Origin of the sequence: Vibrio sp. 1167 (genome assembly GCF_033340375.1) — a bacterium.
Taxonomy (GTDB): Bacteria; Pseudomonadota; Gammaproteobacteria; order Enterobacterales; family Vibrionaceae; genus Vibrio; species Vibrio alginolyticus.
In genome coordinates, this window is record NZ_JAWOWK010000003.1 from 410,044 (window position 1) to 433,738 (window position 23,695).

Sequence of the window (23,695 nt, forward strand, 5' to 3'; positions counted from 1 at the left end):
CTTTCTTCGTTAAATTTACTATATATTTGGTCGACTAAGTCGGTAAACTGGCTCCAATTTGGACTATCGAGCACTACCTCAGAGTAGTACGATCTTGAAACCAGTTTGGCCATGGATGACATCTCTAATCAACCGTGGTTCTCTCACTTTCTGGATTGATGAAGAAGCCATTCGCAAGTGGAAGTAGAATAAGCAAGGTAAACGTGGTAAACCTTGTCAGTTCAGAGGTTTAGCCATTATCACTGTGCTTATAGTGAAACGAGTTTTCTCAATACCGTTGAGAACATTGCAAGGGTTTATCGATTCTGTTTTTTTCATTGGCTAACGTCCCTATAGCCTGTCCACATTACAGTTGTATCAGTCGAAGAGCTAAGCAAGTCGAGGTTTTATTTAAACCAAAGACTAGATGTGTAATATATCATCTAGCCCTCGATGCGGCAGGTCTCAAGGTCTATGGTGAAGGTAAACGGAAGGTCAAGAAGCATGGACTGGCGGGAAGTGTAGAGTCTGGAGAAAATGGCATTGAGCTATCGATACCAGCACTTACGAAATCGTTGCGGCAGAACTGATTTTATCTAATGTTACCTATGCAGAAGTCCTCCCTTACTTGCTCAAGCAAACAAGTCGTAAAATCATAGCGATATTAGGTGATGGCGCTTATGACACAGGGGATTGTCACGATGTCATACGTATCCAAGTGTAAGTGGAAAAAAACGATACGGCTACCATAAACGCTCACTATCAGAGACAGCAATGTATCGAGTGAAGAAGTTGTTAGTTGAGCGGTTAAGCCAGAGAAACTACAATGCTCAGGTTGATGAAACTTACGCCATGATTAAAGAGTTGAACAAACTTACAGGGTTTGGTATGCCTGAAACTCAGTGTACTGTATAAGAATTGCTCAACTTCAGGCAGTTTGGTGCTCTGACCGAATTACGCAACAAAGACCCGCTTGGTTCTAAAAGCACTCGTCTGGACTACCGATGTGAAGAATATGAAGAGTTAGCTAAAACAGAATCAAATAAATTTAACCGAGGAGAGAAAATGAATCGAGATATAGGCTTATAGGTTTCGCCTAGCTATTTAACAAAGTATTTAATATTGATTCGAAACACGTGGCATTACCAGTTAAAATTGAGTTTAGTGTTTACGGTGCAATGGATTTGTTCTGATCCATTGATACTGAATACTCTCGTAAGGGACTTTTTCCATACTTTTAGTCATTACGCTTGGCGTTGGTGCAATGCTATGGAATCACCATATCAGCACGTTAGAAGCCTGGACTTTGATTGGTGGATTCATGCTTTTGATTGGTTGGTCAATCTGGAGCGCACTACGCTCAAAGGGAGACTACTTAGAGCAATAGATGGGCTACGAACTCTCTAGCCAACGTATGTCACAGAAGTCTTCCATTTTCTGGCTGTTTACAGGGTTAGTGTTACTGATTATCAGCTCGCGCATTTTGGTGTGGGGAGCTGTGGAAATCCCACAACAACTCGGTGTCAGCGATTTATTGATTGGCCTAACTATTGTGACCTTAGGAATGTCGTTACCCTAATTAGCGGCATCTATAGTGGCGGCTCGTAAAGGCGAGCATGATATAGCTGTGGGTAATGTGGTAGGCTCAAATATGTTTAACTCCTTAGCAGTCATCGGTATTGCGGGCACCATTACACCTATTGCCAATATTGGTGCTGAAGTCTTCTGGCGTGACTGGACATCGATGCTTTTTGTCACGGGATTACTGTTGTTGACCGCTGCTCGTTTTGGCAAATCACAGACAATTTCTCTCAGTGAGGGCGTTGTTCTGTTGGTGTGTTATTTGGGATACAACAGTTATCTAATCTATGGAGCGCTTTAATACATAAATATTGAACAGTGAACTTATTGAGTCACGCAGTAACTATGGAACACATTACGGTTTTTTATGATACGCATTAGGCACTCGTTGTGCTGATCTTGCAAAATACGCTCTTGACAATTTTATCTTGGCTTATGTGGTATCCAAGCTCGTCAACCTCGGGATATTTAAAAAGACAGACAAAGTCAGTGGTGGAGATGAAATTATCGCTCGCTGTCTCAAGTGGCTTCTTATGCGGTTTGTTTAGTCGCACTTGTAGATGTTGCCAGTTTGGTAGCTTTAGTGGGGGCAGCGGGTTTAGCGATTGGTTTGGCTCTGAAAGGCACCCTGAGCAACACTGCCGCAGGTACCATGATTTTATTTCTGAAGCCGAACAAAAAAGGTGGGTTTGTTGAATTCGGAAGCTGCTCAGGTAGCTTGGTTGATATTGGTTTATTCACTCCCGTGTTTTAGACGGCAGATGGCCTTTACATTTCTAGTTAGTACAGTGTTATTTGGAGCTCAACTGTTTGTAATTTTAGTCATAGCAACAAACGTCGTATGTATATCATGGTTGGTATCTCTTACCAATATTTAGTCGAGGTCGGGTTGAATGTACTTAAAGAACTGGCGTTATCCCAAGCGCATATTATTAAAGATCCTGAGTCTCAAGTAATTGTTCGCATGCTGGCTGATAGTTAGATTGGCCTCCAGCTTTGCGTCTGACGTCCAACGGATAAATACTGAGAAACCTATTGGTCGGTGCAGAAGCAAGTGAAGCTAAATATCAATACGGCTGGGTTAGCTATATTCCTTTTCCCGCAGAGAAATCTTTACATGAAGTGGTTGTACAGTAATACTGAAGGTAACTTTCTTACCTATGGTTTTTTAGTAAACTGTCGGGTTCACAAAAATATCAACTTATGGTTCCTTTAAGTGATATCAACAAATGGTTGCTTTTTGAGTAAGCTATTGAAGTGAAAGAAATCGTAGATATCACTTTATGGTTGTTTCGATAGGAGGTTTGAATCATTATGAGCCGTAAGTAGCGCTCTTTTTGTCTCAGTTTTCTTAGCGGCGATGTATTCGTGTATACATGCAACGGTTTTTAGAGATAGGTTGGAATATTAGTCGAAATTTGAAACTGTAAACGCGTTTTTGGGACTAGAATTAAGTGTCATGAAGATAATATTTGTCATTATCTTCAAATTCTTGTGAAGAAAGAACCAGTTTGGAAACCAGCTTAATGAGTATATACCAGGTAAGAAACCTCAATCGTTACTTTAAAGTTCTTGAGCATGATCCGTATCAGAGGGCCATAGATGCGGGCGATGATGACCTGTTGAATAGGCTTTTCAATGAGCCAGTAAGAGCAGAGGGCTTGTCTGATGTTTGGGTAGAAGAGAGTGTTCAATTTACGGCTCACTACAAGACATCGGTAAAAAAACCTGACATATCTGTTTGGGGAACGTGTTTAGTGCTGACGCTGCGAGCGGCTGAAGTGCTTAAACCATACATTGAAACAGATGGTGAGTTTTTACCTATAGTGATTGATGGTGAGAAGTTTCAGGTTTTCAATGTCATGAGTTTTGGAGAAGAAGACCAGGAAAATACGAAACACGAGTATATTGATGAGCATCCGGTTGGCTTGAAGTCGCTTAAGTTCATCGAGTTGAGCGTTGCAGATAAGTACGTTTTCAAGTCGTTGATGGAAGGATGTGCGTTGCTTTATTGCGATGACAAGCTAAAGAACTTGTGTAATGAGCATGACCTGCGTGGTGTCGAATTCGATCTCGATCTACTAGATGTGTTCGACTACTAGTATACTAGTAAGCCGTTTCATTTTTATTGTCTCGTAGTTACCAATTGATTTTTTCTATGACTACTTAGTAATACTAGTTATGAGTTTCTTTTATGTAATAACGTTTATGGTTGAATTTCTGAGTTTGAAACGTGATGTCACAAAGTATCAATTCATGGGTATGTAAATAAAGATTAGAATCATTAAGAGCCGCATGTAGCGGCTCTTTTTGATCCTGAAATTGGTTAGTGCGACAGACTACGAAGCGCTCAGAGGGTTACGAGGACTCGCTTCAGATAAATGAAGAAAGAGCGAATCGAAGTGGCTGTTGTTACCTGTTTGACTACTTATACCGTTGCCATTCCGCTGTTAATTCTGCTTTTTCTTTTCTCGCTGCAATCAGCATTTCTATATTTACGTCAGTGTTTGGGTGCCTTTGAATGTATCGCTCGTAATCAACCGGAACACCATTGATGTGCAGTTCAAGATGTAAATGCGGCCCTGTTGTTCTTCCTGTGTTACCCGTTTTCCCTATCACTTGTCCTCGGCTAATCTTCTCACCAACATGGACGTTGCGCTGAGATAAGTGTAGGTAGCGTGATACAGAGCCATTTGTGTGGCGGATATTAATGTAGTTGCCTGCAAAATGGTTGTAGCGGGACTTTAAAACGATGCCATCAGCAATACTACGAATCGGTGTACCTACAGGTGTGGCATAATCAGTGCCTAAGTGCGGAGTCGTTATATTGGTCACTGGATGTGTTCGCTTTAAGTCATAGTCAGAGCTCACTCTGTAGTTTTTATCAAAGGGTGAAGAAAACATGAACTGATTATTTATCGACACACCATGCTCATCAAATACGTTACCGTGACCATCATTGATAATAAATAAATCAGTTTTACTGCCTAAATAGTAAAAAGAACTAATGTAAGTTTCATTTTTACTATTTAATTTAGTTCTTAAGATAAAGTTATCACCTCTTTTAATAGAGTCAATAATATTAAACTTGCTTTTGATAAGTGCTAATAGCAAGTTGATCTCTTTTTGACTCACTCCTGATTTTAATAATGAAGCGACAAAAGAGTATTCAACAACACCGATAGTGATTTTTTGCCTACGAGTATTCTTTTTAATTGGTGGCTGCACATTCTCACTTTCGAATTCTAAAGGCTTGATGGTAGGTAGCCTATCCACAGGAGTGAGGAAGTAGTGAGAAAGCGATACGCTAATCAATATGATTAACGCAGTAGTGATAAGGGCTACGGTAGGAGCTTGCACACTCCTTTTTATTATTAAAATAGTCATTAGTTTTGTTGGTTTATCAATACTGACAGTTGTGCGTAGAGTATAATATTTTAAATAAAAACTAGCATTAAAGCATGAGTAATTCCTCTGTTTTAACTAAGTTAATGATTATAGGATGTAAAAATAATTTTAATAATTCAGTCAAAGTGACGGTTGGCTTGGTGTTTATGCCTATTTTGTTGGTGTTAATGTCACGTTGAGAAAATATTTTTCAATAATATAATCTCGGGAAAATATATTTTGCCAAATTACTATGTTCGCTAAAAATACGCTGAAATTAACATTAGGTCTTACGCTTACATCTCTTTTATTGAGTGCATGTGGTGGTGGTGATGGAGGAGACAACACACCTCCAGCTAGAAGCAAAGGAAGCATTTCCGGTATGGTGTTTGACGCCCCAGTCAATGGCGCCAAGATTGAGGTTTTCGAGTTCAAAAATGGAAACTTAGGTCGGAAGTTGGCTAACACGACGTCTGATGCCTTCGGAAACTATCTGCTAGAGTTTGAATCGTCGTCAATGCCTCTTTTTGTTGTTGCAAAAGAGGGGAGTTATACCGATCCGTTTACAAATGAAACGGTATCTGTGAGTAATGCGAAGACACTTAAATTTGAAGGTGTTGTGAACTTTAAAGAGGGGAGTGAGCAAAAGTTAATGCTTACTCCGCTGTCGAACTTGGCAGCAGGCTTGGCAAAGTACAAAATTTCTCAGGGGGCCACAGATGAGAGTGCCTTTTCAACCGCTTTGGATAGTATCAATAGCATGTATGGTTTTGACGTAAATGAGACCAAACCTATTGATATTACCAAAGGTGGGCAAAGCAGTTTTGCTAGTACTGGGCATCAATACGGTGCTTTATTAACAGCATACTCGTCTTACTCTTACGATCTTATAAAAAAATACGGCAACAGCGATAACGTCTACACTTCGATGCACTTCGCTGACATCCAATATCGGGATGTTATTGCAGATGGTGTTCTTGATGGTCTTGAAGTGAGCAAGACTTCAGGAGCAGTGACTCCCCTCAGCTTTGGACAGAAAAAGATAAACAGCGACGTTTACACACGTGACTTATCTCAGCACGTTTTGATCGTGGTAAACGACCCAAGTATCAATATTTCAGGTACTGATGCTGCCGACTATGTCGACTTTAGTAAGAAGCTTAATGACTTAGGTACATATGGCAGTACAGATGGCGTCATTCTACCGCGAGATGGGACGGAGATTGATACCACAGCGCCTATCGTGACACGCATTGACCGTGATGTACTTGCAGGCACCGATAAAGTTGACCTAAAAATTGTTGATGATATCGGTGTAGAAGACGTATCCGCCTTTATTCAGTATCAGATTAATGGCTCTTGGTCTGGTGAATTTCAATGTAACGACATACAAGATTTTGGAAGCACATTCTGTTCGGTTGAATTTGATGATTTTGAAGTTGGCCTTCGAGAGACCAACGTTAAAGTTAACATTAATACCAAAGAGATCGATAGTGTAGATATAAACCCTGCCACTGGGCTCTCAAACGTAACAGCAGCACGGTTAGTCTTATATACAGCGGATGTACTGGGTAATGAGTTAATTCCAGGCAGCCATTCGGGTCTTCATATCAACTTTGAGTGGGATAACGATGCGCCTGTTATCGATATTACATCGGCGAGTGCAATTAATAACCAACTTAAAGAATACGTTCTGAAAGGGGTTGTAAAAGAAAGCTCGCAAGAGATTAGTTCGGTCAGTATTTCATTTAAAGATGGCTTACATGAGGGCGTCACATGTTCTCCTGTCACTGTAGAGTCTGGAAATGCTTGTGAGTTTAGTAAGGCTTACCCAACTGATGAATTCCTATCTACGACGGTCTTTGAGGTTCGAGCGAGGGATAGCAAAGGCAATACGGGCTCTGCGCAGCATGCAGTAAGTCGTGACGATCAAGCGCCAGCACAGACGATAACCTATCCTGAAGGTACGTCAATGACGTACGTAAATGTGGGGTTAGATGGTGAACGAACCACTTACGATGGTATCTACTCTCAAGATACGTACACCCCAGACAATGTTCAAGCAAGCCGCGATTTCCTGAAGATTGACTATGCGTATGCAAGTTTAGGGATTCAGAGCTCATTAAAAGGGATAGATTTTAGTAACTTCAACGCTAATTTATTGAAAGAGAATAAAATCCCTTATGTTCGTGTGAAAGTATCAGACGTAAATACCGATACGGTTTTAGGCTCCAACGCTAATAAGCTTAAGCTCGTCGTCAAGTACTACGTAAGCCAAAACAACGATAACAACTACTCACTTCAGCAAGTTATTGATACAACGGCATCAGATGACGATTACATCGCAAAAATTCCGCACGAAACGCTGTTAGATAGCAATGGGCGAGTTGAGGATGTCATTTATTACATTCCATTTGTAAGAGATATTTTGGGTGACAGCTTTAAATCGGTATCAGAAAACAGTAGTCAAAAGTTAGTCATTCAAACCATCGATGAGTCTGATAACGAAAGCACTCCAAGAGAAGTATATTTTAGAAGTAGCTTTGACCTACCAACCATAAAAGTGGTGACACCATTTATTGGTGCGCGAGCTCAACTTGAAGGGTTGAGCCCAAGTGGTGAATTCACTTCACTTGCAAGTTGTACCACTATCCAGCAACTGGAAAGTGACCAGTCCATGGCTCTTGACGTAGCGAGTTGTGAAACCACAACTGACGTAGTGAATTATGATTTCATGCGTGTTCGTTTAATTGGTATCGAAGGCAGTGAGCCATACTATTACCAATGGAAAAGAGATCCAGGGACCAAGAAAGTAACGGTTGACTTAAACAAGGCCAATATTGGTGTGTATTTTAAGCTCAAAGGTTCTCAAACTTACTATATTACTGAACTATCGACATATCAGACTGGTTTGTTTGATTTCCAGTGGGATCAAGTGACAGCGGGAGAGAAAACTTCAGAACGTGCGATTCAAATTCTTGATGAGGTGCGCTACGCGTTATCAGGTACGAATAACAACTCATTCTTTGGGTTTGACCCAACGGTTGTGTCTTATGCAACCAATGAAATGCTTGCGACTAAAGCGATTCCAGACAAGCCATCAAATGACTATCTACACCGATTCCTTGTTGAAGCAATTGATAGTATTGCCGAGAGAATGCCAAGAAATAACTCATTAGATTTTGCATCTGCTATTTACGATGATTTTAGCTACGATGGAAAAGCAAATGGTGTAGGGGCAGGAGGAAGTCAAGTTACGCTCGATTCTTACACGTTTGGCGCTGAAACTTACCGAAAAGATCTGGCGCAATCCTATTATGAAATCATGGCGAGCAAATACGGTATTGAGACCAATATCGCGCAGCTCTATGCTGATGATATTTCGATGGCTAATCCTGACTTAAATGGTAAGAACATTTTTGATACAGAGGGTAGCAGTATCGATACCTTGCCTCCGCAGCCAAAATTAACCATTGAAAGCGGTAGAGAGACGATGGTTGGTAATAGGCTTTATATCGCTGGCGAGGTTGTTTCTAAAATTGTCCTAGACGATCCTTCTGGTATTGTAGGAACCGACGCTTACGGTCCGAAGTTTAGCACGATGTGGTATCAAGCCAATGAGCCAAATATTGAAATACCACTGGACATCAACATCGTAGAAAACTCAGGCAACAGCAATGCTTATCGAAAAGAGTACTTCTTCACCCTTAACTCCCAGTCTAGTGAACTAAAAGACATTATAGAGTTTGCCGTGGAGACCAGTGCTATGGACCCACATGGCAATGCGTATGGTTATAATGGTAAATCTCCGTTTATAGAATCGGTGTTTATTGATAACGATTTCCCTAAGGCCAGTTACCTTCCACCCAATGATGTCGATGGTAAACCTGTAGAAAACGGTATTTATTTAAATGCGAACAATACTCATGAATTAACCTTCAAGGTTGAGGATATTGTTGGTGATAAGCTTGCCTCGAGGGGCCTTGTTTTCTACCAGCAAACCGGTGAAAAAGTAACATACACACCAGAAAACTTTGCAAGTAACTCGAAAGACGCGTTTAAAGTCAAACTATGTACGGGAGAGATTTGTTCAAATCAAGGCTCTACGATTTATCCTGGTGATGGAGATTGGTTAGTTGTTGCCGCAGCAGAGGACAACTTAGGTAACTCCGTTTCAGAGTTAACTAGCACCGCTCCGAGATTCAATATTCGTATCGACTCTGAAGCTCCTATTGTAAAAAGTGAGCAGGTTCAAAGCCGTTTAGGTGGTAATAACCAATGGACACCTGTCATTGATTGGGGGACGTTAAGCTCTGGCAATAACGTAAAAATAGATTTGCGCCGCGGATCTGGTCAGGCTCTGACATTAGAAAGCTGTGACCCTCTAACAGAGGCGTGTGACGTACCATACCTAGTTGGTGAACAGCCTGACGTCAAAGTCCAACTGGTTTCAAAAGCATTTGATTACGATGAATGGAATGAATTTTACGTCACTGCGACGGACAACGCTTACCCTGCCAATGTTAGTACAACAGGGAAATTTACCTTCCAAGTCGATAACAAAGGCCCTGAAATCATCCTAAATACGCCTTGGGTTGAAGACACATTGTCCAAAGAGAACTATGTTATAGGGCGTGAGTTCAACGTGCGATTTAAATCCGTAATAGACGATTCAGACCTTGAGCAAGTCTCGCTGTATCAAAGTGGTAAAGATTCGCCAATTAAGACAATTGTGCCAACGGATTCATCTAAAGAGTTTGTCATGTCTCTTATCAAGAGTGACACAGATAAAATAGACATTTCTGAAGATGAAAAAACAACGTCATTATATGTAAAAGCAACCGATATTTATGGTTTTGAGTCTAGTTCTAACGCGCACAAGGTTATTCTTGATCGTGATGGACCAACATTAGGATTAAGTGGTTTCAATGCGAATGACTACTACTTAGGTAACTATGTCTTTGACCTAACGGCGCTAGACCTAAATGCAAACGGTGATGTTTCAATTAATGGCGTAAATAGAGAAAGCCTAGAGTATTGGACGTTTAGCGATCTGGAACCATTACCTGGCTCTCCTGGTACAAAAATCAATGAGGATCTCAAAGTGAGTCTTGGTGATTTAGGTTCGGGTACACACAAGATTCGTTTAAAAGGGTCTGATGTTCGTGGCAACACAACCTTAACCAGTGATGAGCAAGATTTTACCGTCAAAGTGTACAACTCAATCCCGCAGGTGACGCTGGCGATGAGTTACACGGATGGAACGCCAATTACAAACAACACCATCTATCAAGATGGGAATATCGTACTTACGCTTGATATTGTTGATGATAGTGGCGTTGATCGAATTGACTCAACGTATAGATTCTCTGGAGAGCAAAACGGGACTAACTTTACGTTCTCAGAAACCGCAGATGGCACTTGGACTGCAACGTTGCTTTCTACACAAATTGCCAAAGATGGTAATTATGAACTTGATATCAAAGTTTATAACAAAGTTCGTTACCTTGATGAAAAAGACCGAAAGGTTGGAAAAGTAAACCAAACCTTTAGCGTACAGCGTGAAGGCGTGGTTCTAACAGTTGAAAGCCCGCTGGACTTCCAAAATTACTTATCTGATGGTGTTCTTGATGTCACCTTTACTACATTGAGTGCGGTCAAAGCCAAAACGTTAGAGTGTTGGGTTCGTGAAGAATACAACTCTCTAGATGCGCCACCAACTAATGAGCAACCAACTTCTGGTGTTATCAACGTATCGCAAGAACCTTACAGTTGTAGTGTCAATGTTGGGCAAAACATGACCAAAGCACCTGTTACTTTGATCACTAAAACCTTGGGTACAAATGGGCGTGAAACGATCAACAAGTTCAATTTCTCGATGGTGGATATTGATGCACCGACAGTCGTAGATGGTAACTCATACAGTTTTAAAGGAAGTGATGTTTGGTTTGATGAAGCTTTGAAGAAGAAGATGCTCACATTTGAGCTCTCTTTCAATGATGCTTTATCAGGCGTGAATACCGAAAGTTCAGATGAATATCCAAAGTTGGTTCGTAATCTTGGCAACAAAGCTTATACACCAACGACTTGTGCCAAAGGTGTTGGAAATATCAAGTGTACGTATTCTGAATCCTATGCCGATATTATTGATGGCCTGAGTACAACTCAAGAATACAAAATCAAGAACTTATCTGATTTAGCAGGAAACTTGACGCCAGAGCACGATCTACTGCTTGAATTACCTAAAGGTTCGGTAGTCGTCGAAATTACTGATCCGGTTGGAAACACAACCATTAATGGTCAGCAGCTTGTCGCCAAGTTCAGAATTAAGCTGTATGAAAACTCTAGACTAGACAATGTGATGGCCAGATTTGGAACGGAATCCTACAACTATAAAGATAATCCGGAGAAGTTTGCACAATTAGAGGTGTGTGCAGATGATCCAACCTACAAGTGTTCAACATTTACAAGTGAACTTCCTAGCGATGCGGATGGAAAAACGATCAGGACAACGATTACTGCAACGGATGTGTGGTCGAGAGTCGGTGAAGCGACCGTTGATATTAAAGTTGACAACACACCTCCAAGTGTTGGCGATGAGATTATCGTAACTGAATCGCCAACAAATCCAGATAATGTTCGTTTTCGTTTCGACATAACGGACACTGGTAGCAGCCTGGCAAAAGTAAACTATTCGGTTTTAAACCCAAGCTATCAAGAAGAAAGAGTAGAGGATGGGAACGGTTCATCTACGTACTTTGAACTACCGAAATCTCAGTTAGAGGGGCGTGGTTCAATCACGGTTGATATCAAAGCGACAGATAGCGTCGGACTGTATTCTGATATCAGAAAAGTCATTGATATTAGTGTTCCTAAAGTCACAGTTGATTTCGATGGAATTACGAGTTTGCAGGGTGGGAAACTGTTTTTAACCAAGGCAAGCCAGCCGTTTACGGTATCTACGGTGGAAGGAGAAAGAGTGAAAGCTTCACAATATTCTGTGGAGCTTATTCCAAGCCTCGGTGATTCCTTGCGTTACTCAGGTGATGTTATCTCATCTAGTGGTAATGGAATGATGAACTTTGCCGTCGATAACCAAGGGTCATATACCCTTAAGGTGACGGTGACGGACTCAGTTGGAAGAGAGAATACAAGCTTTGAATTACTAGGCAAAAGTTATGATGGAAAGGTTATCGAATCTATTGTTGATTATGACGCTCCAAGTATTTCGGGCTTAAGTGCTAATCAAACCTCTAAGGTGCCGACAAACGATAAGTATCAGCTAGAAATTAGCGCATACATTACAGATAAAAATTTAAACCTCGTCACGTCAAAAGCGGTGAGTGGTGGCAGCACTGTGGCTCCTCAAGCGATTACTGAGCCGACAACTGAAGCGGGGCCTTATGTTATAAGCTATTTGTTACCGAAAGGCGATCATACGATCACGGTGGCAGCAACAGACAAAGTGGATAATAAGAACGAGAGTTCTATTGACGCGCATGTGGAAGCTGCAACCGTTCCCGGGCTAAGTATATCTGCTGCTTCAAGCGCCCCTCTTTTTGGAGGCGAAGAGATTACGCTCGCGTTTAACTTTACAGAAGAAGTTACGAACTTTGATATCTCAGATGTCCATCTTGTCGCTAGTGATAACGGCGCAACAGGAACGTTAAAGCAAGATACGTGGTCCACTTCAGACAACGTTACGTGGACGGTTAATTACATCAGTCCAGAAAAGCAAGATAAAAACATAACAATACAGGTAGAGGACGATAGCTACCAAAGTACCAACACCATTCCTGGAAAAGGAAGCAGCTTAAGTATCGCGGTTGAAGGAACCTTACCAAAACTGACCAATGTGACATTTAGCCCCGAGCATCAGAGTGTGGGTCAAAGCGTGAATGTATCGCTTGAGTTTGACAAAGAGATCCAAGAGGCGACCGCTACGCTTGGCGGCAATCGCATTAGTTCTCTGTCAGCAACGGCAGATAAAAAGGTCTGGGTTGGTGATGTACAAGTTCCGAGCACCGCGCTGTTAAGTGTCGACTTGGTTGTTAGTCAGTTTAAAGATTTGACTGGCAACATAGGTGAGGATAACACCGCTCACGAATTGCCAATCACGCCAACCTTAGCTATTACGCCAGTGGGCAGTGTGGATGAAACGCATGCCGCCACGCTACAATTCGAAGGTACGTCGACACGTTTTGACGGCCAGTCCCTGCGTCTTGAAGTGAAAGCCCAAGGCAGCGCGACGGTATTGAAAAGCAGCAGCGCGACAGTACAAGCCGGTGGCACTTGGACCAGTAACGCGATTGATATGAGTCATCAAACCAATGGCACTTACATCGTGATGGTGACGGGGACGAACTCAGCGGGCATTGAAGTGAGTGAAAGCCAGAGCTTTACACTCGCGCAGTCTCTGCCAACGCTGACTAACGTGACGTTTACGCCTGAGCACCAAGCCATCGGCCAAAGCGTGACGGTGACGCTGGAATTCGATAAAGATCTGCAATCCGCCGCAGCGGAGTTAGGTGGTACAACGATCACTTCATTAGTGGCAACCGCGGACCCAAGTGTTTGGACTGGTGATGTGGTGGTACCAAGCACGTCAGAGCTCAATGTGGCGTTGCTTGTTCGTGACTACCAAGACTTCTCAGGGAATACCGGAAGTCAGAGCACGGCTTACTCCATGCCGATTACACCAGCCTTAGCTATTACGCCAGTGGGCAGTGTGGATGAAGCGCATGCCGCCACGCTACAATTCGAAGGCACGTCGACACGTTTTGACGGCCAGTCCCTGCGTCTTGAAGTGAAAGCCCAAGGCAGCGCGACGGTACTAAAAAGCAGCAGTGCAACGGTACAAGCTGGTGGCACTTGGGTCAGTGACGCAATGGATATGAGTCATCAAACCAATGGCACTTACATCGTGATGGTGACGGGGACGAACTCAGCGGGCATTGAAGTGAGTGAAAGTCAGAGCTTTACACTGGCGCAGTCTTTGCCAACGCTGACTAACGTGACGTTTACGCCTGAGCACCAAGCCATCGGCCAAAGCGTGACGGTAACGCTGGAATTCGATAAAGATCTGCAGTCCGCCGCGGCGGAGTTAGGTGGCACGACGATCACCTCATTAGTGGCAACCGCGGACCCAAGCGTTTGGACTGGTGATGTGGTGGTACCAAGCACGTCAGAGCTCAATGTGGCGTTGCTTGTTCGTGACTACCAAGACTTCTCAGGGAATACCGGAAGTCAGAGCACGGCTTACTCCATGCCGATTACACCAGCCTTAGCTATTACGCCAGTGGGCAGTGTGGATGAAGCGCATGCCGCCACGCTACAATTCGAAGGCACGTCGACACGTTTTGACGGCCAGTCCCTGCGTCTTGAAGTGAAAGCCCAAGGCAGCGCGACGGTACTAAAAAGCAGCAGTGCAACGGTACAAGCTGGTGGCACTTGGGTCAGTGACGCAATGGATATGAGTCACCAAACCAATGGCACTTATACTGTGATGGTGACGGGGACGAACTCAGCGGGCATTGAAGTGAGTGAAAGCCAGAGCTTTACACTGGCGCAGTCTCTGCCAACGCTGACTAACGTGACGTTTACGCCTGAGCACCAAGCCATCGGCCAAAGCGTGACGGTAACGCTAGAATTCGATAAAGATCTGCAGTCCGCCGCGGCGGAGTTAGGTGGCACGACGATCACCTCATTAGTGGCAACCGCGGACCCAAGCGTTTGGACTGGTGATGTGGTGGTACCAAGTACGTCGGAGCTCAATGTGGCGTTGCTTGTTCGTGACTACCAAGACTTATCAGGAAATACCGGTAGTCAGAACACGGCTTACTCCATGCCAATTACACCGACAATACACCTAGACGTTATCAACGATGTTACTGGAGTGGAAAGCGTGACAGTAAGTGGTAGCAGTGAACGATTTGAAGATGGTGAGTTCATAGATATCAAAGCAGTCGACGCTGATGGTACAGAAGCCACAGGCATGGCTACCGTGCTTTCAGACTCATGGACAACTGATTTAGATCTTTCAGGACTGAAGGAGGGGGTAGTGACGATTTATGTAAATGGTACCAACAAGCTTTCCGCCTCTGCCGAAGAGGCTCAAGCAACATTTAACTATGATCGTTTCGCAAGTACAGCCTCCTTAGGTGCTGTTTACAACCGATATTTTAGTGATAACAAAACTTTAAAAAATGCGGCATAAATAAAGCGAGCGTTTAGCTCGCTTTATTTCTTTGGGACTTTTTGTGATATTTATCAAAATAATTGCCTTTATTGATAAGTTACTCGAATTAATGAATCGTCTTAATACAAGGCTGAATAACTATAATAACTAGGCCAATGTTGCTTTTAGGTGTGTATGACGTGATTGTGATGGTCGCTCGGCAGGAGCTGTGGTGAATGTGTCGCGTTGAAAATCTTTTTAAATATTATATATTTACGCTCGTTTCTATACTCTGAGTATAGTGTTCTGCATGAGGTCGATGGGTAATACCTCACCTCTTTAACTCGCGATGAAGCAAATTTAATCCTAGCAAGCTTCAGAGCAGTTACTTTTGTGAGTGCGTAATGCGCTCACCTTTTTATTTAAACTTCCTCAGTAACAGTCAATTTGTTGTTTGTTGCTGAGGAGGGCACCTCATAAACTTCTGAATTTCCTCGTGCTTACCTGAAGCACACGTTACTACGATTTTTGTTAACTTCAGTCCATAAATTAAATTTTTTTAGATAGTAAGATTTTACCATTTTGACAGAGTGGGTGATGTTACTGGCTTTTATTGTGGTCAAATCGCATGTTTTAATAGTAAAAATCACCATTTTTTTGGTGTTTTTGATTTCGGGCGATTTTTCTATCTCGTTGAAAATAAATGGCTAAGTAAGTAGGATACGCAGACCAAATCGTACTTGTAAGCCTTATCAGCTTAATTGTCACCGCAGCCATATTTACGATGTTGGTTGTGGAGAATTCAAATGCATTTAGTTTGCAAATTTATACCTAGCTCGAAGCTATCCTCCAACGAGCTATCTTATGTTCTTACACCGGACGAGTGTATAGGACAGCTTTCGCGTTTGCGAAATTCAGATGACATCCTTAGAAACCTCCCTAAAGAATTGGCGCAAAAGATTTCCATCTCTGCCAAAAAAACGACCAGCGCATTACTAGCTGCTATAAGAATCGAATTGGGAAAAGGCAATTGGGTGTCATTATCTACCGTTGCACGTCGGTCGCCATTGACGGACTCTCAGCTGCAAAGCTTCCCTAGACTTAAATCACTCGTTGACTCTGTACCTGCTTCGAATGAAAGCAAAGCTTTTAAAGCAGGATACAAGCAGGTTACCGACGATGTTGCTTTAGTTCGTAGTTACACGCATGTCCCCTCTGAGCCAAGCCCAGATCAAAAAATCGTTGTCGAGTTTGCAGGGCAGTGGTCTAGCAACGCGGCATGTTTGATGTTGGGAAAAACCGAAGCTCAAAAAGAAAAAGTGACTGTAGGCAAGGCTGATACAGAAAACAAACACCGCAGCCTCGCGACGTTTAAAGATCTCGATGCTGAAGGTAAAACGCTTTATATCAAAATTCCTTGCTCCGACCAGCCTCAGCCAATCTTGCTTAAACTCGCCGAAGACCTGCAACCCGTTGATAAAGAAACTCAGATGGATGAGTGGGACAACGTGTTGGTGCCAGTAGTTCCAGTTCATAAGAGTGATTCAGGGTATGTATCTATCGATCGCGGTTATATTTATGTCGTTTGGCAATCAGAAGTTTGGCGAGAAATCCAAGTTCAAAACGACGGACGCTTTTCTGATGTCGATCTATCACTCTACCAAAGCACTAAGTCCTCGCCTCAAAGATCAGTCGATATTAGCTTATATGACGAAGACTCCGAAGCATTTCTGTCAGGGGAAGCGTTTCAGTTGTACCAAGACGGTAAAAAAGTCTTTGAGGGTGTGTTGGACGAATATGCTTGCGCCCGTGTTTTTGGTCTTACTGCAGAAGAAGTTGAGGTAGTGGTTGCGGGTTGGCCCAACGAAGGCGAAACATACACAGAATTACTTCAAACCGAATTGAGTCCATTTAAGGCTGGAAGTAAAACAAAGAGAGAGCCTCTTGGTGTTCCTTTGCCTCATATTTGGCTTCCATACAAAATAAACGGTAGCGTACAAAGTGATGTTGCTCTCTTCTATTCTCGGACTCAACTCAATACTCAGCAACTCAATGAATTAAAGAGTGGAAATAATGAAAAAGCGGTTAAAGTTAACCTCAGTGATTATTCTTCCGCTCACAACTTTGATGCGAGCTCTGAACCTGTGATTTCGCTGCCGAATCTAGATACTCAAGCGCCAAGCAAATCAGATTACAATATCATCAGCCAAAACGAGCAAGGTGTTGCTGCCGCTGTTGTTAACTCACCAAGTGAAGGCATTGTAATCACATATAAAAGTAACCCTCAGTGCGATCAACCGGATGATTTTTTCCAACTGGCGTGTGTTGATGAAATATGGAGCCAAAAGATTTTTTTGCGCGAGGCTGAGTTTGTGGATGAGTATTGTAAAGAAGTCGTGTTTAGCGGTTGGTTACCAGAAGTTAAAAGGGTCAATCTCACTCGTCATTGCCGATCTCATAACTCAGATAAAACGGTCTTAATGTCAGTTATTTATCAAGACATTGAACTCACGGAACTATTATAAAATGAAACGAACAACGTTAAGTATCACGCTTCTTTCGACAGTTATGTTATTAAATGGCTGTGGTGAAGAAAGTAATCAAACTTCGAATACGGTAACAACACAATCCGTAGAAAAAGAACCTACTCAGAAGGCTTGTTACGATGTCGGTGAAACAACGTCACTCGATCGCATAGATGTAACCGGACCACGCTGCCAATGGCAAAGTGAGCACAACTTTATTGTTTACTCTGAAGATCTGTCCAAGCCTGAATACCCAGGTACACTTCCCGTAAAACCAGGCTATGCTGTTCGCAGAGCAAAAGAGTGGCCTCGTGAAGACTTGTCTGATGCGAGCTCTTATGACAAACCTCGAATTCAGTTTTGGTGGAATAATGTCAGCTCACGAGACCCTCTCGTAAACGATTACGAAAATGGCTACAAAATTTGGAGCGTGAAAATTGATGGGACAGATTTACGTTTAGTTACGGATGATATGCCAAGTATGGCGTCACCTCAGACCTTTGTGACGAGCCGTTCCCCTAATAATCGTTATGTGGCATACGCATACAGTTATGGCGAGCCTCTGATAAAAGCGATCTTTGACTTAAAAACGCAACAGACCATTCAGTTGGGCAGTGCGCGCACCAAGCCATATTTAGTCTGGGCGGACGACTCTAGTTACATCTATTTCTCAGATGGTTTTAAGCGTTTTAAATACACACTAGCTACGGGAACCAAAGAAGAGGTAGATGTACCGTTGTCTGAAGATACGGTCATTGTAGATGGCAAGTTAATCAATGCCGCGGGCTTGGGGGTGGGAGTTTATGACGCCAAGACACTCAAACGCTTATACACGATTTTACCTGAAAAAGAGTTTGAAGACTCCGTCGATATTGAAAAGCGTATCTACCGCCAAATTGCCATCAGCCCTAATGGAAAATACGTGTGGGCAGTAAACTCGTACCGTAAAGTGTTGATCAACGTTGAAGAAAAAACGTGGCTTGCGTTTTCTAAGGAAGGCGATGAAAAGAACGTTTATGCTAAAGTGGGCAATATCAGTAACAACGGTAATGAAACACAAAGAGGAGCAGCAATAATAACCATAAGACGTTATGGGCCAGATCTCCGTTATGAAATGAATGGAAATGGTGCTCAGTCATGGAAGGTGATTCAATCTGGTCAAAACACGATAACACCAGTGTTATATAATGCCGATGCTAATTATGGACGCTTTCTGGAGGTAGATAACGATGAGTAATAACTTTAAGTATTTACCAACAGATGTCTATTTGTTCGGTGTCGATTTTCCTAATATTGGGGATGCACAGACCCCTCAATATAGAGCGATTAATATCGAAAAAGATCTGACCTCATTAGAAGAGTTGAAAAATATCCGCCCTATGTCACGTCTTCCTATTGCCATAAATTTAGGTGAGGAAAGCGCTGCTCTTTGGGCGACAGACGATTTAGGCCGTTTACATGTACTCGGTGATTCAACGCAGAAAAACCCAAAAACCAACGTCAATCAGGTTTTGGCACTGCGTTCGCCCGTACATGAACTAACACAGAAGACGTATAAGCTGTCTTTTCCTGAATGGTCAATGCTTACAGAGTTGGCGATTGGTGCGCAGAGTAAGGCTCGCCCAATCAAAAAGGCGTGCGCAGACCTCGCTTCTATCTTAGAAAAGCTAAAGGGGTATGGCGGTGATCAAACGCTTAACTCGCTAGAAAAAAAAGTGGAATATGCTGTTACAGAAGTAAAGCGTTCACAGCTCGCACCAAAATATGAAGTAGGTACTCAAGCGCTAACTGATGAGCAAGTTACATATAACAAATGGTATGACTCTGTACCTGAAGATAAGCCCATTCGTGGTTTTATCGTGCCAACTTTTTCATTTCTCGCTGTAGCGTTTTCAACCGATGATTATGACCTCGCTATTGTTGATGTAAAGCGTTTCGACGAGACAACGAGTACACATAAAAGCTTACAAGAAGAGGACACTGTAACGCAGGCTAAACTTGATAAAATCAGCGGTTCGCATCGTCCAATCGCGTTGTTTCCGTTGGCGTCAGAGGATTTTACTGATGGCATGTACACCATTGAAGTGGTTTTCGACCGAGAGTTAGCAGGTAAAATTCCCGAATTTGCCCAGAATGCCACTAATGTAACCAAAGAGTATGATGAGTTTGGACTTATCTCCAGAGTCACCTACGAGCTACGAGAGTACATCACGCTTAGCCAAACGACACCGTTTGGTAAGATCGCGGTTGTTGCGGGCGACATGATCTCACTTGAAGAGTCTTTGATATACCAATTTCCTACGCAGTTTAAAGCTCTACAAGCCTTCCGAATGGGAGAGCTTGAAAAACTAGAGAATAGCGGAACGACTGCCAGTATGAGTGCTGCGCTGTGGGAGATTGGTACAAAAGTTACGCCAAGTTTGGTTAATGCTGGCATTAATATTCATCAAAATCCCTCCAGTAAACACGACGTGGTTGGAAGTTTAGCAAACACGTTTTGGGGGCAAGTAGATAAGGGCGCATTACCTCCAGCCATGATTTCGGCATTGGAGTTTTCATTTGGGGTATCGGCTACCGCAGCAGCTTACCAAACTCTTCAAGATTTACGCCAAGCGGCATCGGAATCCGAGCGTGCAGCACAAGTGGGCTTAAAAGTGCTCCTCAAAGAGAAGGGGTTTGACAAAAGTAAGTTCTTTACCAAGGTGATTGAACCTGCGAGAAATGGTAATGCCCACGTTGTGGCGGGGAGTGCTGCTAGAACGTGGTTGACAGGTAACGGCAGTATCAAAAGCTTTTTGTCGCCCTTTGCTGGTGCAGGGCTCAATGCAATCAACACCTTCTATGAGATAAAAGCGATCACTGACAAAAGCGAGCAATTACGCTTAGCAGAAGAGAAAGCTAAACTCAGGAAAAGTTATTTTGAGCAGGTATCACGCGATTATCTGAACTGGGTACCTGTCTGGAAAGAAAGTCTGAAGAGCGGGGAATTACTACTTAAGCAAATCATAGATAAGTTAGGCGACAATGTAACGTTTACTGACAGCATTCCTAATGACGTTGCTGAAGACAGTGCAATGTTTGTTAAAGACCATAAAGGTGCCGGTTTACGTTTGGTTTTTCCTTTTGATAACAACCAGGTTCAAGCCCCTCACTTGTCATATTTGGCTGCTGTCGATAAAGAATTATCTAAGATTCCAAATGCCGTTGTTGAAATCGAAGGGCATGCCTGTCAAAACGGTGATTCAGAATATAACCAAAACCTTTCGCAGCAGCGAGCGCAGCATGTTGCTGAGTTCTTTTCTTCAGTTAGTGACATTCGATTTTTTGGCGAACGTCGACCGATAGTCGAGGTACCAAACAACGAAATCAAACGCGAAAACGCGCAACTTAATATTAACCGACGTGTTGAGGTTCGAATCTACCTACAAGAGTTTGCGGCGAGAATTCCACCGAGTCGACTCGGCTTTAAGGCTATGGAGCAAGCGCGTTTAGCTCAGTTAAATGCGAACTTGGGAGAAGAAGCAATTGCAAAAGAGCTCAAGCTAGCTATCTTCGAGATGATCGTTGGTATGGCTTGCTATGCTCCGATAATAGGGCAGGCAGCAAGAGGCTTTTTCGTTGTCAAAGAAGGCGGAAAAATGCTGATGAGTGGTGCCCAGTTGCTTGACTCTGCACTCTTTGATTATTACTTGTCTTCTTACAACGAGGTTAGAAAAAGCGTATCTGCAATTGAACAACTTAGCCATGAAACCACAGAGATTATTGATTCATTGGCTGAGATTAATACGCAATTGACTGAGGTGTATTTTACGTCATCAGATGCGTTAGTTGAGCACTTAGGAAAAGCTACGGGTGCAAAGGAGCTGATTAAGCGCTATCAACGCCGTGCACTTGCTATTAATGGTTTGGTGCTTTTGATTCAAAGAGCTTGTGCTGAGGGCGAACAAGAGTTCACAGAACAGTGGCGAATATTAGCTATCGATGAATACATTCAGCGATATATTGAAACCGATGGTTGGATATTAAACACAGAGTTAAAAGAAAACTTGTGCAACTTGTGGATCCAAGAACTCATGCGTCGTGAGGGACGCAAGCAATTAGTTGAAAGTTACGGTGAAGAAATAGCTGAACAAATCATTACTCGTAACAAAGCCAACTATATTGCTCCAAAAAGGAAAGACGTTTCTGGGGCGTTTAATGTCGCGTTTCCAGTGCAAGACAAGCTCTATAATCGCGATCAACAACGAGGCTTAGTGGAGTTTGCGACACAGTTTAATGTTGAGTCTAAAAAATTATCAGAAGAGGACCTAGGGTTCGTTAGGTTATTAGTCTCTGAGCCTCATGACAACTCTAAATGGGTCACCTTTGATGAGTGGGAGAAGGTACGATTAAAAGCAAATAAAAAGGTGCGATTATCGCCTTTCCACCGTTTGAAGTGGCAAATGGTGTTAGGCAAACAAAGTCTGAAACAGATGACGTCAAATGTGTTTCAGTGTGAGATGTCTTATCAGCGCACTGACGGTTTACTTAATACCAGTGGACCTAAGTTTAATTTGATGTTCAAGCCGATGAAACACGAGGAATTTAGTGTAGATCCCAAAGGTGAGTTGGCCGAATTTTTTGAGGCGGAAAAAGCAGACGGCAAAGTCCTTATTGGTTGTGAGTTTGAACCGTATTTTTACTTTGGCGATGATGTCTTCTCTGGAGTGAAGCCTTTGATCGCTAAGCACGATTTAGTCGATTATAGCGGATACTTATCTCAAGTTGCTCTCGGTCCGATTTTTGGGCAGGTGATAAAAATTGACTCCCAACAAGATGTACTCAAAGAATATGTAAACAGCGGTGGCTTCAAAAATATGACCTATGAGTTCACTCTATCTGGAAGCAACTATAAGCTACCAGTACGAGTGGACAAGACAGTCGGACGATTTATTACGTCACCTAGACAGATTCCTGTAGGAGTCGATACAAACCATAACTATACACTCTCTGCTAAATCGGGCTTTATTGCGAACGGAAATAGTGTGTCAGAGAAAGATTTGTTAACGCTAGATTTTGTCTTACATAGTAAAGTTCATAAAGGCCCGACAAAGCCTGTTATCGATGACATTAAGCACAGTGCGATTGCGGTCAACTACGGAAATAAACGACAGTTTATGAACGAAGACAGTATGTTCACTACTGCTGATGAGCTCAAAGGTTTTGATTGGACTTCGAATAAGTCATTCGCTATGGAAGTTATGCTTATTGGTGGCAAGCACAGAAAAGAGTCGTATGAGGGACAAAACCTCGAATGGCAAAGTGTTCCAGTTTCACTAAAGCTATCTACTACTTTTGATAATGAAGCCGTATTCGGATCTGAAACTACCGCTGGTCCTGAGTATCTAAGTAACCTTACTTATATTGGGATACTAAAGAAAGACGGTTCTAAATGGACGCTAGATGACAGCGATGTGATTAACAAAAATATAGACGCAGATTTTGTCTCTGAGGCTCTATCCAACATAGACATGGATGAAGATTTCGATGGTAAGGTGGTCTACGCGTCTCGTTTCGAGTTCGCATTTAAAGCGCTGAACGGGCAAGAAATCAAGGGGCTTCGACCATTTGGACCCGTTGTCTCGACATCTGGTCGATTCCAAGAAGCAGTTCTAAAGGTGTCCTCTCTAGTACAACGTAATACAGCGGAAAAAACGCCGTTTAAACTTGAAAGCTTTGAGATGTCGTTGGGCAGGCAGTACAAAAATGTAGATGAGTTATCTTATTTTTCTGATTGTGAAGACCCAAGCTATAAAGTTGATAAAGATATGTACATCAACTGGGCAAAACTGAAACCTGAAGAGCGTACAGAACGTTTGGTAACTTGGATTAGAGACCCATACTTAGCAACTATCATTGAAGCGTCGATTCTCAATAAATAAAAAAACCGCCTTCGGGCGGTTTTTCTTTTCTTATCAATGGAAACTGAAGTAAGATTTCTCGCTTCTCGCTTCTCGCTTCTCGCTTCTCGCTTCTCGCTTCTCGCTTCTCGCTTCTCGCTTCTCGC

The 23,695-nt window shown here is 42.7% G+C and carries 8 protein-coding genes and 2 pseudogenes; 9 read left to right on the forward strand and 1 reads right to left on the reverse strand.

Features of this window, described 5'->3' with window-relative positions; translation table 11 throughout:
- Positions 1 to 115 precede the first annotated feature (115 nt).
- The 5 genes and pseudogenes from R7Z78_RS08640 to R7Z78_RS08655 all read left to right on the forward strand — a co-directional run bounded on the left by R7Z78_RS08640 (position 116) and on the right by R7Z78_RS08655 (position 3,662).
- Positions 116 to 894 (forward strand): annotated as a pseudogene (locus R7Z78_RS08640) (IS5 family transposase).
- A gap of 316 nt (positions 895 to 1,210) precedes the next feature.
- A pseudogene (locus R7Z78_RS08645) lies at positions 1,211 to 1,861 on the forward strand (sodium:calcium antiporter); the annotation flags it as partial.
- A 222-nt stretch (positions 1,862 to 2,083) separates the two neighbouring features.
- Positions 2,084 to 2,314, forward strand: a complete 231-nt coding sequence (locus R7Z78_RS25015; RefSeq protein ID WP_372059718.1) for a mechanosensitive ion channel domain-containing protein — start codon at positions 2,084 to 2,086, stop codon at positions 2,312 to 2,314.
- An 87-nt stretch (positions 2,315 to 2,401) separates the two neighbouring features.
- Positions 2,402 to 2,542: a hypothetical protein gene (locus R7Z78_RS25020; RefSeq protein ID WP_372059719.1), complete on the forward strand. Its 141-nt coding sequence runs from the start codon at positions 2,402 to 2,404 to the stop codon at positions 2,540 to 2,542.
- Between the two features lie 544 nt (positions 2,543 to 3,086).
- Positions 3,087 to 3,662, forward strand: coding sequence for a hypothetical protein (locus tag R7Z78_RS08655; protein ID WP_064354833.1), 576 nt, complete (start codon positions 3,087 to 3,089; stop codon positions 3,660 to 3,662).
- Between the two features lie 322 nt (positions 3,663 to 3,984).
- Here the strand turns inward: R7Z78_RS08655 and R7Z78_RS08660 are convergent, their stop codons facing one another.
- A complete protein-coding gene (locus tag R7Z78_RS08660) occupies positions 3,985 to 4,947 on the reverse strand; it encodes a peptidoglycan DD-metalloendopeptidase family protein (protein ID WP_104976204.1) in 963 nt (320 codons plus the stop codon).
- Positions 4,948 to 5,200: 253 nt separating this feature from the next.
- On the opposite strand from R7Z78_RS08660, the gene R7Z78_RS08665 reads away from it, so the two are divergent.
- From R7Z78_RS08665 to R7Z78_RS08680, 4 genes are all read left to right on the forward strand, one after another.
- The gene (locus tag R7Z78_RS08665; RefSeq protein ID WP_225467860.1) at positions 5,201 to 15,163 is read left to right on the forward strand and encodes a tandem large repeat; all 9,963 of its coding nucleotides are present in this window, start codon (positions 5,201 to 5,203) and stop codon (positions 15,161 to 15,163) included.
- A 767-nt stretch (positions 15,164 to 15,930) separates the two neighbouring features.
- Positions 15,931 to 17,649, forward strand: coding sequence for a hypothetical protein (locus R7Z78_RS08670; protein WP_104976203.1), 1,719 nt, complete (start codon positions 15,931 to 15,933; stop codon positions 17,647 to 17,649).
- 1 nt (position 17,650) lies between these two features.
- Positions 17,651 to 18,886 (forward strand): TolB family protein, encoded by a 1,236-nt coding sequence (locus R7Z78_RS08675; RefSeq protein WP_054574686.1) that lies wholly within the window; start codon positions 17,651 to 17,653, stop codon positions 18,884 to 18,886.
- Positions 18,879 to 23,570, forward strand: a complete 4,692-nt coding sequence (locus R7Z78_RS08680) for an OmpA family protein (protein ID WP_169644419.1) — start codon at positions 18,879 to 18,881, stop codon at positions 23,568 to 23,570. The genes R7Z78_RS08675 and R7Z78_RS08680 overlap by 8 nt, the downstream gene beginning before the upstream one ends.
- Positions 23,571 to 23,695 lie beyond the last annotated feature (125 nt).